At 71.9% G+C, this 13,877-nt stretch carries 11 protein-coding genes; 2 read left to right on the forward strand and 9 right to left on the reverse strand.

All coding sequences use genetic code 11. The features are described 5' to 3' along the window. Window positions 1–64: 64 nt before the first annotated feature. Window positions 65–691, forward strand: a complete 627-nt coding sequence (locus Pph01_RS11055) for an aggregation-promoting factor C-terminal-like domain-containing protein (RefSeq protein ID WP_239116593.1) — start codon at window positions 65–67, stop codon at window positions 689–691. Here the strand turns inward: Pph01_RS11055 and Pph01_RS11060 are convergent. After that, entirely contained in the window at window positions 688–1,131 is a 444-nt protein-coding gene (locus Pph01_RS11060) for a hypothetical protein (RefSeq protein WP_204072925.1), read from the reverse strand. The genes Pph01_RS11055 and Pph01_RS11060 overlap by 4 nt on opposite strands. A gap of 153 nt (window positions 1,132–1,284) precedes the next feature. Between Pph01_RS11060 and Pph01_RS11065 the strand changes: the two genes are divergently transcribed. Then, window positions 1,285–3,210: a glycosyltransferase family 2 protein gene (locus Pph01_RS11065; RefSeq protein WP_204072926.1), complete on the forward strand. Its 1,926-nt coding sequence runs from the start codon at window positions 1,285–1,287 to the stop codon at window positions 3,208–3,210. Here Pph01_RS11065 and Pph01_RS11070 read toward each other — a convergent pair. The 8 genes from Pph01_RS11070 to Pph01_RS11105 form a co-directional block, all read right to left on the reverse strand. Next, window positions 3,192–4,211, reverse strand: a complete 1,020-nt coding sequence (locus tag Pph01_RS11070; protein WP_204072927.1) for an alpha/beta fold hydrolase — start codon at window positions 4,209–4,211, stop codon at window positions 3,192–3,194. The two genes, Pph01_RS11065 and Pph01_RS11070, sit on opposite strands and share 19 nt — an antisense overlap. Beyond that, on the reverse strand, window positions 4,208–5,551 hold the full coding sequence (locus Pph01_RS11075; RefSeq protein ID WP_204072928.1) for a 3-hydroxybutyrate oligomer hydrolase family protein: 1,344 nt from the start codon (window positions 5,549–5,551) through the stop codon (window positions 4,208–4,210). The genes Pph01_RS11070 and Pph01_RS11075 overlap by 4 nt, the downstream gene beginning before the upstream one ends. Then, the gene (locus Pph01_RS11080; RefSeq protein ID WP_204072929.1) at window positions 5,551–6,903 is read right to left on the reverse strand and encodes an MFS transporter; all 1,353 of its coding nucleotides are present in this window, start codon (window positions 6,901–6,903) and stop codon (window positions 5,551–5,553) included. Before Pph01_RS11080 ends, Pph01_RS11075 begins: the two co-directional genes overlap by 1 nt. Window positions 6,904–6,981: 78 nt before the next feature. Beyond that, the gene (locus tag Pph01_RS11085; RefSeq protein ID WP_204072930.1) at window positions 6,982–8,835 is read right to left on the reverse strand and encodes a helix-turn-helix domain-containing protein; all 1,854 of its coding nucleotides are present in this window, start codon (window positions 8,833–8,835) and stop codon (window positions 6,982–6,984) included. A 1-nt stretch (window position 8,836) separates the two neighbouring features. Then, a complete protein-coding gene (locus Pph01_RS11090) occupies window positions 8,837–9,598 on the reverse strand; it encodes a 3-hydroxybutyrate dehydrogenase (RefSeq protein ID WP_204072931.1) in 762 nt (253 codons plus the stop codon). Between the two features lie 67 nt (window positions 9,599–9,665). Further along, window positions 9,666–11,057 (reverse strand): class II fumarate hydratase, encoded by a 1,392-nt coding sequence (locus Pph01_RS11095; RefSeq protein ID WP_204072932.1) that lies wholly within the window; start codon window positions 11,055–11,057, stop codon window positions 9,666–9,668. 13 nt (window positions 11,058–11,070) lie between these two features. After that, window positions 11,071–12,609: a serine/threonine-protein kinase gene (locus Pph01_RS11100; RefSeq protein WP_204072933.1), complete on the reverse strand. Its 1,539-nt coding sequence runs from the start codon at window positions 12,607–12,609 to the stop codon at window positions 11,071–11,073. A 42-nt stretch (window positions 12,610–12,651) separates the two neighbouring features. Continuing rightward, the gene (locus Pph01_RS11105) at window positions 12,652–13,830 is read right to left on the reverse strand and encodes a serine/threonine-protein kinase (protein WP_204072934.1); all 1,179 of its coding nucleotides are present in this window, start codon (window positions 13,828–13,830) and stop codon (window positions 12,652–12,654) included. Window positions 13,831–13,877: the final 47 nt, after the last annotated feature.

Raw genomic sequence — 13,877 nt, forward strand, 5'->3', positions numbered from 1 at the left:
GGACCGTCCGCCCGCGCCTCGTTCTCGCTCGAAGCGCCCCGACGTCAAATCCAAGCCTGGCTGGGTGACCCCCAAGCGGGTAGCCATCATCGGCGTCACGATCGCGGTCCTCGCCGGCGGCACGGCCTACGTGGTCCGCACGGCCATGGAGAACGCCAAGGCGCCGAAGGACGTGCTCACCCTCCAGGACATCGCCAACAGCGACCCCTACGCGCCCAACCCGGAGAACGACGCGCTCAAGGCGCACGCCGTACAGGCGCTCAAGCAGGAAAGACTCAAAGAGGTCACCGACAGCCGCAAGGCGAACCTCGACCCCGTGAAGATCGTTCCCAAGGCCCCCGGCGGTGGCGGCTTCGCGGCGGCGAACTTCCCGGCCGGCTCCACGCCTGACCCCGGCAGCAACAAGGCGCTCGGCAAGCAGATGGCCGCCGCCCGCGGCTGGAGCGGCGAGTGGGGATGCCTCGAGAAGTTGTGGGACAAGGAGAGCCACTGGAACGAGCGGGCGATGAACCGCTACAGCGGCGCGTACGGAATCCCCCAGTCCCTGCCGGGCAGCAAGATGGCCAGCGCGGGATCCGACTGGCAGACCAACGCCGCGACCCAGATCAAGTGGGGGCTCGGATACATCGCCGGCCGTTACAAGTCGCCCTGCGGCGCCTGGGCGCACTCTCAGTCCTCCGGCTGGTACTAGGCCGTATCCGCCCAGCCTCTGGCGAGCGGGAGCACATCGCGGGCGTGCCCGCGGTGCCACGCGGCCCAGCCGAGGAACGCGGCGACGGCGGAGGCGTCCCATCGGCCGGGATCACGTGCGACGAGCCTGTCGCGCCGGTCGTCGTCGGCGACGTCGACCAGGCACACGGCGATCCCGTCCAGCAGGGGAGCGGAGGGAACGGCCAGGACCTCTCCCAGTGGAGACTGGCCGGTGAGCAGGAGGTCGACTCCACGCTCCTGGTAGTCCAGGGCCCTGCGCACCCACAGCTCGGTCATGTGCTGCCGCCAGCGGCGGTCCGCGCCCTCCGGCACACCGACTTCGTCGAAGTCGTGCACGGCCACTCCACGGAGCCTGCCGGCCACGGAGAGGGCGAGTGCGGACTTGCCCGAGCAACTGGACCCGGTCAGCTTGAGCAGCATCTCGCCAGCCTGGCCGATCGGCGGGGATCTCGTCCAACGGGATTTCGCCCGGCCCGGTTCACACCGGCGAGGCGTCCATTCTCTGGTCAGATTTGGTCGACCTTTCGGCAATCCTGAGGGGATGCCGCCGGTCCGCAATGCACCCTTGCCCTCATGGGTGTGAAGGTCAGCGTGGTTGTGCCCGTGTTCAACCCCGGGCCGGCGGACGACGCCTTCGGCGCGTGCGTGCGTTCGCTCCTCGAGCAGTCGCTCCCGCCGGAAGAGTACGAAGTGATCTTCGCGGACGACGGGTCGACGGACGGCGCGCCCGGTCGGCTCGACGCGATCGCGGTCAACCGCCCGAACGTCCGCGTGCTGCACCTGGACCACAGCGGCTCCCTCGCCCGCGCGCGCAACGTGGGACTGTCGGCGGCCCGCGGCGACTACGTCTACCTGATGAACCAGCACGACCGGCTGGAGCCCGCCGCACTGGAGCACATGTACGGCATGGCGGTGGAGACCGACGCGGACGTGCTGGTCGGCCGGGTGGTGGACGGCGGGCCGCCACTGTCGGCCTTCGCCGGGAACCAGCCGCGTGCGGACGTCCTGCGCGACCACCTGCTGGCGCTGCCGACGGCGCACAAGCTGTTCAACCGCGAGTTCGTCGAGGCCTGCCAGCTGCGCTTCCCCGAACGCCCGCTGTCCGAGCCGTCCTTCGTGACCAGGGCGTACCTGGCGGCGAAGGTGGTCGCGATCCTCGCCGAGGAGATCTGTTGCCACCTCGGTCCCGTCGAGGACGAGTCGCCCGACCCCGGGGCCCTGTACGACGGCCTGCACGCGATCCTCGACGTCGTCGACGCCCACACCGGGCCGGGACGGCAGCGCGACCGCATCTACGCCCACTGGTACCGGGTGCTGGGGCTGCGGCGCCTCGGCGGGAGCCGGTTCCTGGCGGCCCCCGACGACGAGCGCACGATCCTGTTCTCGCTGATGTACCGGCTCACCGTCGAGCGGTTCCCTCCCGCCCTCGACGCCTATCTCCCCGTCCATCTGAGGGCTCGGGTGGCCCTGCTCCGGCACGGCAGGCTGCAGACGCTCGTCGAACTCGCCGCCGCGTCCCAGGGCACGAGGCTGCGCGCCGAGTTGCGCGACGTGCGCTGGGAGCAGAGCGTGCTGGCCCTCGACCTCGGCGTCGAGATCGTGCGCGCGGACGGCAGCCCGCTGTGGTTCCGCGAAGAGGGAGGGCGGCTGTTCTGGACGCCCACCGTGCCCATGGACGGGCTGCTGGACCAGGAGACGGCCGATGTCACCGACGCCGCGGCCAAGGCCCGCATGGAGGTCTACATCCGCGACGCGGAGACCGGCGTCATGTACTTCCTCCCGGTGACCAGCACGGTCGACCGGGACGCCGTGGGGGACCAGGTGCGTGTCCGGGCGAGCGGCGAGGCCCGGCTCGACGTGGGTTCGGCCGCGCTCGGCAGGCCGCTCCGTACCGGGATATGGGAGGTCCACGTGCGGATGCGCGGCGTGCACCCCTGCCGCACCCGCGTCGCCCGGCCCGACGCGCCGGTGAACTGCGCGGGGGTGCTTGCGGAGGATCCCCGGCGGCTGGTCGTGCCGTGCTGGTCGGAGCGCGGTGAGCTCGGCGTCTGCGTTGAACCCAAGTCGTTCCCCGAGTCCATCGCGCTGGTGTCGTCGAGGGCGTCCGTCGCCCGCCAGGAGCGGCACGTCTTCGTCGTCGTTCCCGTGCCGTACGTGCCGCCCAGTGGCGGGCCGCCGGCCGAGCTGGTGCTGCGCGAGGGGGACGGACACGGCCGGAGCATGACGGTCCCGGCGCTCGTCGAGCCGGGGATCCCCGGGCGCCTGGCCGGCCAGCTCATCGCCAAGGTGCCGGTGAGCAGGACGCGCGGGGACGACAGCATCGGGCCGGGATCCTGGCGGCCGAGCCTGCGGATCGACGAGAAGGACGTCGACCTGCTGTTCGGCCTGGCGGTTGGCCGCGGCGGGCAGGTGAGGGTCCTGCCCGCCGGGACGCGTCCCGCGCCGTCGCTCCTCAGAAGGGTCGCGCGGCGGGTCCTTCGCTACCGTCCGAGCAGGTGAGCCAGCAGGGCCTCACGGAACTCGGCGGGCCTGTCGATCTGGGGGCCGTGGCCGGCTCCCTCGATGACCACCTCGCGGTAGGCGCCGTAGAGGTCGAGAGCGGCCCGCGTCTGGGCGATCATCGGCTGGGCCGGCGTGCCGTCCCAGCCGGGGACCGCGCCGATCGCGCCCAGGTGGGCGAGGTCGAACAGTGACGTGTCGGAGACGATCACGTCCTGCGCGCCCCTGATCCACAGGATCGGCGGCTTGGGATCGATCGTGTGCAGGTCGTCGATGCGGAAGTTGGTGGGGGCGAGGGTGTTGAGCACGCCCCGCTTGCCCGGCGCGATGCCCGGCCACGCGTCCGTCGCGGCCATGTCACCCGGGTAGTGGTCCTCGCCGATCCGCGTGGACAACATGGACTCGACGAACGCGTCCTCCTCCTCGCCGAGGTCCGTGCCGGGCGCCACGTAGGCGGCCCGGAGCACCGAGCGGGGGGACACGGGAGAGTCGGCCGTGAGGTCGCGCGCTTTGATCGCCGCCACGAAGTCGGGGTTCGCGGCGCCACCGCCCGAGCCCGTGCCGTCGGGGTGGTTGAGCGTCCCCTCGGGGCCCCGCGTCCCGCCGAAGCCGTACGGCGAGCAGGGGTTGACCAGCGTGAGGCTCCTGACGGCCTCAGGGCGGTCGCGCAGAGCCTGCAGGACGACGGCGCCGCCCAGACTCCAGCCGACGAGGTGCGCCGGCCCGATCGTGTCGAGGAACGACAGGACGTCGTCGGAGTAGTCCCGCACACCGCGGGAGGCGTCCACCGGCTCGGGGTCGGAGTCGCCGAATCCGCGGAGGTCGACGGCGAGCGGCCGGACCCGCCCGGCGATCGCCGTCATGGTGGAGTGCCAGAACGTGCTCGAGGAGACGTTGCCGTGGACGAACACGACGGGCTCGCCCGTCGCCTCGGGCACCGAGACGACGTTGAGGGTCAGGCGCGGCGTGGTGACGCGCTCGGACGAGATCGATGAACTCATTGCGTGGCTCCGAGAGAGCAGGTGTTTTCCAGGTCGCCCGTGGTCGGGCGGGGAACGGTACGGCTGGCGGGGGGCGGCGCGCCGGTGCCGATCCACCGCTCGAGAGCGGTGAAGGCGCTGCGGAAGCACGGCAGCAGCGGCCGGAGCTGGTCGGGATAGGCGGGGTACAGGCCGTCGACGTGGTTGCCGTCCTCGATCCGGTAGTACCGGACCAGGTCGTCACGGTGGCGATCGCGGATCATCTTGGCGTAGACGTCCGAATCCTGGCTGATGGGGAGCAGGCTGTCCAGAGTGCCGTGCACCATGATCAGCGGGCGCTTGATCTTGCCGGTGAGGGAGACCCTCTCCACGGCCTTGTGCACGCTCTTGGGCCTGGACGCGTAGTCGTAGTCGGTGTCGCAGGCCGGCGCGCCCGGGGCGCAGTACGGCGTGCCCGCCTGAGTGGCGCCGTCGAAGTCCGGGTCGAACTCCTCACGGAAGATCCGCTGAGTGAGGTCCCAGTAGATCTGGTAGTGGAAGGGCCACAGGAACTCCGAGCCGGGCGCGTAGCCCGCGGCGAGCATGCCCGCGGTGTCCCCCGCGGGGTAGGCCCGCAGGGCGGGAGGCAGGAACGTCAGCAGGTTGGGCCCGTCGGCCGTCCACAGGACGCCCTCCCAGTCGACGCCGCCGTCCCACAGGTCGGGGCGGTTCTCCAGTTGCCAGCGCACCAGGTACCCGCCGTTGGACTGGCCGGCGACGATGGAGGTCTTCGGCGCCTTGCCGTACCTCTGCTTGACGACCTTCTTGGCCGCGACGGCGAGCTGGCTGACCCGGTCGTTCCACTCCACGACCGCGTCCCCGGGACGCTTCCCGTCGAGATAGAAGGTGGTGCCGGTGTTGCCCTTGTCGGTCGCCGCGTAGGCGTAGCCCTTGGCGAGCGCCCAGTCGGAGATCGTGAAGTCGTTGGCGTAGGTCTCCCTGTTGCCCGGCGACCCCGCCACGACCAGGCCGCCGTTCCAGTGCTCGGGGAGCCGGACGACGAACTGCGCGTCGTGGTTCCACCCGTGGTTGGTGTCCCCGGTCGAGGTGTCGGGGAAGTACCCGTCGATCTGCATGCCGGGCACTCCGGTCGGGTTCACCGCCCCGGCCGAGTTGAGCCCCGTCCAGTCGGCCACGTCGGTGTGGCCGGAGGCCACCGTGCCCGCCGTGGTGAGGTCGTCGAGACACGCGCTGATCTGGTGCTCGGCCCCCGGCACGGTGACCGGACGGCACGAGGACGCCGACGCGGACGCGGGGACGGCGGACAGGCCGGCGGCGGCGACCACCGCGGCGACGAGCAGTCCGGGAAGACGGCGGGGCATCAGGCCTCCTTGACGACGTGGACGGGCTGCGGGCCGGGGTTCGACGACGCCTCGACGGCGGCCAGGTCGCGGTCGCGGGTCTCCTTGGTCACGAAGACCGCGATGAGGGTGAGCACGGCCGCGGCCGCCACGTAGATGGAGACGGGCAGGGCCGAGTCGAAAGAGCTGAGCAGCTGGACCGCGATGATCGGGGCGAGCGCGCCGGCCACGATTGAGGCGAGCTGGTAGCCGATCGAGACGCCCGAGTAGCGCATGCGGGTACCGAACATCTCGGAGAAGAACGCCGCCTGCGGGCCGTACATCGCGCCGTGGAAGAGCAGTCCGACGGTCACGGCCAGCGTGACGAGGAAGAACGACTTGGTGTCGATCAACGGGAAGAACGCGAACGCCCACAGGCCCATCGCGGCGGCGCCGAACAGGTAGACGGGACGGCGGCCGACCCGGTCGGAGAGCGCGCCCCACATGGGGATCGTGACGAAGTGGATCGCCGAGGCGATCAGCACCGCGTTGAGCGCCGTCTGCTTGGCCAGCCCGGCCGCCTCCACCGCGTACACCAGGATGAAGGCGGTGATCACGTAGTAGGAGATGTTCTCGACGAGCCGGGCGCCGATCGCGAGGACGACGTCGCGCCAGTGATAGCGCAGCACGTCGAGGATGGGCATCGACGGCGTCTTGTCCTCCTCCTGCTTGGCCAGCGCCGCCTGGAAGACGGGGGACTCGGTGACGGTGAGCCGGATCCACAGGCCGATCAGCACGAGCACGCCGGAGAGCAGGAACGGGATGCGCCAGCCCCAGGAGAGGAAGGCGTCGTCCGGCTGGACCGCGGTGAGCAGGGCGAGCACGCCGGTGGCGATCAGGTTGCCGCCGGGGGCGCCGGCCTGCGGCCACGACGCCCAGAAGCCGCGGTTGCGCGGCTCGCCGTGCTCGGAGACGAGCAGCACCGCGCCGCCCCATTCGCCGCCGAGGGCGAAGCCCTGGATCAGCCGCAGCAGGGTCAGCAGGATCGCGGCTCCGGTGCCCAGCGTGGCGTAGGTGGGGAGCAGGCCGATCAGGAACGTCGCGCCGCCCATCATGAGGAGGCTGATGACGAGCAGCCGCTTGCGGCCGAGCCGGTCGCCGTAGTGCCCGAAGACCAGCCCGCCGAGCGGACGGGCGGCGAAGCCCACGGCGTAGGTGAGGAACGAGAGCAGCGTGCCGGTGAGCGCGTCCTGTGTCGGGAAGAACAGCTTGTTGAAGACGAGGGCCGCGGCGGAGCCGTACAGGAAGAAGTCGTACCACTCGATCGTCGTGCCGATCAGGCTGGCGCCGACGATCTTGCCGATTCGGGTGCGGGGTGGGGATGTGCTGACCATGTCGAACTCCTCGCATGGGGGGTTCCGGCCAACGTACGCAGTGACCCGGGTCACTCCTATGGGGCCTTCACACACACCTCAGGCATCGGGCATGTGGGTGCGCAGGCGGTGCAGCCTCAGGGCGAGCTGGATCTCCAGTGCCCGCTCGGGCTCCTGCCAGTCGGCGCCGAGGAGCTGTCCCACCCGGTCGAGCCGCTGGGTCACCGTGTTGACGTGGATGTGCAGCGCGTCCGCCGTGCGGGACAACGAACCCCCGACGCCGAAGTAGGCCGTCAGCGTCTTGACCAGGGCGGTCCCGCGCCGCGTGTCGTAGTCGAGCACCGGGCCGAGGGCCGAGACGAGGAATCCGGAGACGTCGCGGCCCTCGCCGATCAGCAGGCCGACGAAGCCGAGCTCCTCCGCGCTCGCCCCGTCGCCCGCGCGCCCGAGTGAGATCAGCGCGTCGGCGCAGCGCTGGGCCTCGCGGTACGCCTCCGCCACCGACGCGGCGCTGCCCGCCGCCGCTCCCGCCGTCGCCGGACGTCCCAGCGAGGCGCTCAGGTCGGCCGCGGCGCGGCGCGCCATCAGCCCCGGCTTGTCGCCGGGGAGCAGCAGGACGACCTCGTCGCCGCGCGCGGCGGCGAGCCCGTGCGCGATCGACGCCTGCGACGACGCCCAGAACGCGGCGCGCTCCCGCTGCCCGTCGTGCCGGGCGACGATCAGCACGTGCGGCGCGCCGAGGTCCACGCCGAGCCTGCGGGCGCGGTCGCGCAGGCCGCCGAGTTCGGGCCGGGAGATGAGGTCGTCGAGCAGCTCGCCGCGGACCCGGCCCTCGGCCTCGGACACGCTGCGCCTGAACAGCAGCAGCAGCGCGGTCACCAGGGCCGCCCGCTCAAGGATGCGCTGGTCGGTGTCGGAGACCGGGTTGTCCGTCCGCAACACCAGCGTGCACAGCGGCGCCGCGCCGACGTCGACCGAGGCCACGAACGCGTCGCCCCTCTTGACCGTACGGCCGAGCGCGCGCGACGACTGGGCGGCGTCGAAGACTCCGGCGTCCAGGTCGCCGGCCTGCCCGACGAGCGGACGCCCCTCGTCGTCGAGGACGGTCAGGCTGCCGCCGAGCACCTCGGTCACGACGGCCGCCACGTCCTCAACGCCGCCTCCGCGCAGGACGAGGCCGGTCATCCGGTCGTGGGCGTCCGCCGCGCGCTCGATGGCCTCACTGTGCGCGCGGATGAGGCCGTTCGCCTGGCTCAGCTCCGCCAGGGCGGCCCTGGTCTCCTGCAGCAACCTGGCGTTGTCGATCGCGACGGCGGCGTGCGCGGCCAGCGAGACCAGCAGCGCCACCTCCTCCTGCAGGAACGGCCGGGCGCTGCGGTTGGCGGCGAACAGCACGCCGATCACCTGGGCGCCGATGCGGAGCGGCACGCCGAGGATGGCCACCAGGCCCTCCTCGTGCACCGCCTCGTCGATCGTGCTCGTGTGCCGGAAGCGGGGGTCGTCGAAGTAGTCCGCCGTGTTGTACGGCATGCCCGTCTGGGCGACCAGACCGCCGAGTCCCGCGCCCATGGCCAGCCGTACCCGCCGGAAGTGTGCGGATATGGACCCGTCCGTCACCCGCATGTACGTGTCGCCGTGTTCGGGGTCGTTCAGCGTCATGTAGGCGATGTCGGTGCCGAGCAGGAGCCGGGCACGGTGGACGATCGCCTCGAGCACGGCGTCGAGGTCGGTCAGCCCGGCGAGGTCGCTCGCCGTGTCGAACAGCGCGGACAGTTCGGCCTCCCGCTTGGCCCTCCTGCGTAACATCGCACGGACCTTGAGCGCCGCGACCTTGGCCTGTTCCAGCTCGTCGAGCGTCGCTGAGTCCGCGCCGGCCGCGCGGGCTTGCAGGACCGGCCCCTCGAACTCCACGGCCGAAGCCTCCCTGACCAGGAGTTCGAGGTAGACGTTCACGTCAGCGCGCGCTCCATCCTCCGTCGAGCGGGATCGACACCCCGGTGATGAACGACCCCTGCGGGCCGCAGAGGTAGGCCACCATCGCGGCGACCTCGTCGGGCTCGATCAGCCGCTTGACCGCCGCCGGCGCGAGCATGATCTGCTCCACGACCTCGTCCTCGCTGATGCCGTGGGTCCGCGCCTGGTCGGCGATCTGGTTCTCCACGAGCGGGGTGCGGACGTAGGCGGGGTTCACGCAGTTCGACGTGACGCCGTGCGGCGCCCCTTCGAGCGCGATCACCTTCGAGAGGCCCTCCAGCGCGTGCTTGGCCGTCACGTAGGCCGACTTGTACGGCGAGGCGCGCAGGCCGTGCACCGAGGAGATGTTGACGACGCGTCCCCAGCCTCGCTCGTACATGCCGGGCAACACGGCCCTGGCCAGCAGGAAGGGCGCCTCGACCATGACCCGGAGGATCTTCGAGAAGGTCTCGGGAGGGAACTCCTCGATCGGCGCGACGTGCTGGAAACCCGCGTTGTTGACCACGATGTCGGCGGAGACCTCCCCGCCGAGTTGGTCCTTCCAGGTGGTGAGGAAGGCCGGATCGGACAGGTCGGCGATGAGGGGGACGCCGCCCACCTCCGCCGCCACCTGTTTCGCGGCGTCACGGTTCACGTCCGCGACGATCACGTGCGCGCCCTCGCCGGCCAGCCGGCGGGCGCAGGCCCGTCCGATGCCGCTGCCCGCGCCCGTCACCAGAGCGGTACGCCCATCAAGGCTCATGACGATTCACCCTAGGAATCGCGGCCGGTCCGGCCCATGGGGTCGGCAGACATAGATCGTCGCCCCCCTATGTGGGCCGGGTCATGGACAGCACGTCGAGGATCTCGTCGAGTTGCGCCTCCGTCACCGTGCCGTCGGCGACGTGGCCGCGCTCGACCACGACCTGCCTGATCGTCTTGCGCTCCGCGAGCGCCTGCTTGGCGATCTTCGCGGCCTCCTCGTAACCGAGGTACCGGTTCAGGGGGGTGACGATGGACGGGGACGACTCGGCGTACTCCCTGAGCCGGTCGGCGTTGGCGGTGATCCCGCTGACGCACCGGTCGGCCAGCAGGCGCGAGACGTTCGCCAGCAGCCGGATGGACTCCAGCACGTTGCGCGCCATGACCGGGAGCATCACGTTGAGCTCGAACGCGCCGGAGGCCCCGGCCATCGCGATGGTCGCGTCGTTGCCGACGACCTGCGCGGCCACCATCGTGACCGCCTCGGGGATGACCGGGTTCACCTTGCCCGGCATGATCGAGGAACCCGGCTGGAGATCGGGGAGGTTGATCTCGCCCAGGCCGGCGCGCGGACCCGAGCCCATCCACCTGAGGTCGTTGGCGATCTTGTTGAGGGAGACCGCGATCACCCGCAGCACGCCAGAAAGCTCCACCAGCCCGTCACGGGCGCCCTGTGCTTCGAAGTGGTTCCTGGCCTCGATGAACGGCAGGCCGGTCGTGCGGCTCAGCTCCGCGATGACGGTGGCCGCCCAGTCGGGAGCGGGGACGTTGATGCCGGTGCCGACCGCCGTGCCGCCGAGGGGGAGTTCGGCCAGACGCGGGATCACGCTCTGCAGCCGCTCGATCCCCAGCTCCATCTGGGTGGCGTAGCCGCCGAACTCCTGGCCGAGCGTGACGGGCGTGGCGTCCATGAGGTGCGTGCGGCCGGACTTGACCACCCCGGAGAACTCCGACTCCTTCTCCTCCAGCGCCGAGGCGAGGTGCTCCAGCGCCGGGGTCAGGTCGTGCGCGACCGCCATGGTGGCGGCCACGTGGATCGAGGAGGGGAACACGTCGTTGGACGACTGGGCGGCGTTGACGTGGTCGTTCGGATGGACGGCCCGTCCCAGCCGCTCTTCGGCGAGCGTGGCGACGACCTCGTTGGCGTTCATGTTGGAGGAGGTGCCCGAGCCCGTCTGGAAGACGTCCACGGGGAACTGGTCGTTCCAGCGCCCCTCCACCACCTCGTTCGCGGCGTCCCGTATCGCCGCGGCCAGGTCCTTGTCGATGACTCCGTACTCGGCGTTGACCGTGGCGCAGGCGGCCTTGATCCGTCCGAGTGCGGAGATGTGCGCGGGCTCGAGCCCGCGGCCCGAGATGGGGAAGTTCTCCACGGCCCGCTGGGTCTGCGCCCGCCATTTCGCGTGTGCGGGGACCCGCACCTCGCCCATGGAGTCGTGCTCGATCCGGAAATCGTCCATGCGTCCAGTCCTATCAAGTGCCGCCGGGACCGGCGGCGAAGGCCGCCACCGCCACGGCGGCGAGCACGATGAAGGCGACGAGAGCGATCGCGAGCACCGTGAGGAGGCGTGTCCTGCCGTCCGTCTGCGGCTGGGTGGGCTCGCTTCTCATCGCGAACAGGTCGGTGCCGAGCCCGCGGTCACCGGGCGGCGCCGGAGGCACGGGTTCGGACGGCGGACCGGGAACCTGCGGCGGCCTCGGCACGGCAGGGCCGGCGGCCGGCCCAGGCGCGACGGGGCCCGCTGTCCCCGGCACGGGAGGTCGCGGCGGGACGGGGCGGGAGTCCGGAGGCCGGGGAGCGGGCCGGCCGCCCTGGGGGAGGCCTGAGCCCTCCCGCGGCAGGGGACGGCCGGGCGGCACCCTGCCGGGGACCGTCGTCTCGTGTTCGGACGGGCCGGCCGAGCCGCCTCGGGCGGGCGCGGGGCCAGGCACGGGGGACGGCGGGGCGGCCGGCGGCGGGGATGCCGGAGGAACCGGCGGGGCGGCCGACGGCGGGGACGCCGGGGCGAGCGGTGGCGAGGAGGCGGACGCGGGGCCGGGAGCACCGGTCGGAGGCCGCTTGATCACCATCGTCCCCTCGTCGTCCCCGCGCCGCGGCGCGGGCCGCTGGGCGGAGGGCGGCGCGGGGCGCGCGGGCGAAGCCGTACGGGGAGCCCCTGAGGGCGCCGCAGAGGGCCGAGCCCGGCCTGACGGGGTCTCGGCCACCGTCCGCAACATCGAGGCCGCCCTGTCGGGCGACAGCCGTGTGGTGTGGTCCTTGTCGAGCAGGCCGTCGAGCACGGGACGCAGCGGGCCGGCCTGGGTGGGCGGGTCGGCGGTCTCCGTCATGAGGGCGGCCAGCGTCTCCTGGACCGTCCCCCGTTCGTAGGCGGGCCGTCCCTCGACGGCGAAGTACAACGTCGCCCCGAGCGACCACAGGTCCGACTCCGGGCCGGTGTGGTCGCCTCTGGCCCGCTCCGGCGCGGTGTAACCCGGCGAGCCGATCACCATGCCGGTCCGTGTCAGGGGGCTGTCGCCGGGCGCCTTGGCGATGCCGAAGTCGGTCAGGACGACCCGGCCCGCGTCGGTCAGCAGCACGTTGGCGGGCTTCACGTCGCGGTGGAGGATGTTCTGGGCGTGCGCGGCCCGCAGCGCCCCCAGCAGGTCGTAGCCGATCTGGGCGACGAGCCGCGGCGGCAGCGGCCCCTCCTCGTCGATCACCTGCTCGAGCGAGCGCCCCTCGATCAGCTCCATGACGATCCACGGACTGCCGCCCACCTCGATGGCGTCGTGGATCGTGGCGACCGACGGGTGGCGCACCCGGGCCGCGATGCGGCCCTCGCGGATCATGCGCTCCCGCAACTCCTCTTGCTGGGCGCGGCCGAGCCCAGGGTCCTGGCGGATCTGCTTGACCGCCACGACGCGTGCGAGCGAGTGGTCGTAGGCGCGCCAGACGGTGCCCATCGTGCCCCGGCCGATCGGCGTGATCAGCTCGTACCGACCGGCGATCAGCCGCGGTTGCTGTTCCGGCATATTAAGAAAGATAGCGATTCTCGGTTGAGGCGCGCTTTCCGGTCACTTGAGTTTCTTCGGCCGGTACCGACGCGGCAGCACCATGGCGATGACCTGCACCAGCCGCTGGATCACCGGGACGCCGACGGCGTTGTGCCGGGCGGGCCCGCTGGGCTTGCGGTGCACTCCCTCGGCCGGGCGGCGCGGATTCTGGGGATAGCTCCTGGTCTGGTGCGGGCCCGAGTCCTGCGGGTCGCGTGGATAGCTCCGCGGAGCGACGCGTGGCGCGGGCCGTGGCTCGGCCCGGTGCTGTCCGCGGTGCTGGGGCTTGCGCGAAGCCGTCGGCACCGAGGTCGGGGCCGAGGTCGGGGCCGCGGGACGGACCGGCCGGTGCTGCTGCGGCAGGCTCAGTTCGTCGCCTCTCCCGCCGGCGGCGATCCTGGACAGGAGCACCGCGGCGCGGACCGCGTCGAGCCGCCTGGCCGGGTCGATCTGGAGCAGCCCGCGAAGGACGGGCGCGAGCGGGCCCGCCCGCTCCATGGGGATCGGGGCGCCGCTGGTGAGGGCCGCCAGGGCGGCGGCGGCCGAACGGCGGCCGTGCAGGCCGCGGCCTTCGACCGCGGTGTAGAGCGTCGCCCCGAGCGACCACAGGTCGGCCGCAGGGCTGGCCTTGTCGCCCAGCACCCGCTCGGGGGCGATGTAACCGGCCGAGCCGAGCACGATGCCCGCCTGGGTGAGGGAGACGTCACCCTCCAGGGCGGCCAGCCCGAAGTCGGTCAGCACGGCCCTGTCCTCGGTCACGAGCACGTTGCTGGGCTTCACGTCACGGTGGAGGATGCCCTTGGCGTGGACGGCGCGCAGCGCGCCCAGCACCTGCCTGCCGATGTCGGCCACCCGTCGCGGGTCGAGCGGGCCCTCCTGCTTGATGATCTCCTCGAGGGACTGGGCCTTGAGGAGCTCCATGACGATCCACGGGCGCTCGTCCTCGGTGACGACGTCGAACACCGTGATGACGGAGGGATGGGCCACCATGGCGGTGGCCCGGCCCTCACGCTCGGTGCGTGCGCACAACTCGGCCCGCAGGTCCTCGTCGAGGACCATGGGCAGCCGGACTTCCTTGACAGCCACGTCGCGGTCGAGAAGCTCGTCGCGCGCACGCCAAACCGTGCCCATGCCGCCGCGGCCGACCGGCTCCACGAGCCGGTAGCGCGCGGCTAACTGGTATCCGGACGGCGCACGCATGGGTGGCAGCTTACCGATTCGTGCCACATGACCTGTAGAGACCATGC

Source organism: Planotetraspora phitsanulokensis (genome assembly GCF_016863295.1).
GTDB lineage: Bacteria > Actinomycetota > Actinomycetes > Streptosporangiales > Streptosporangiaceae > Planotetraspora > Planotetraspora phitsanulokensis.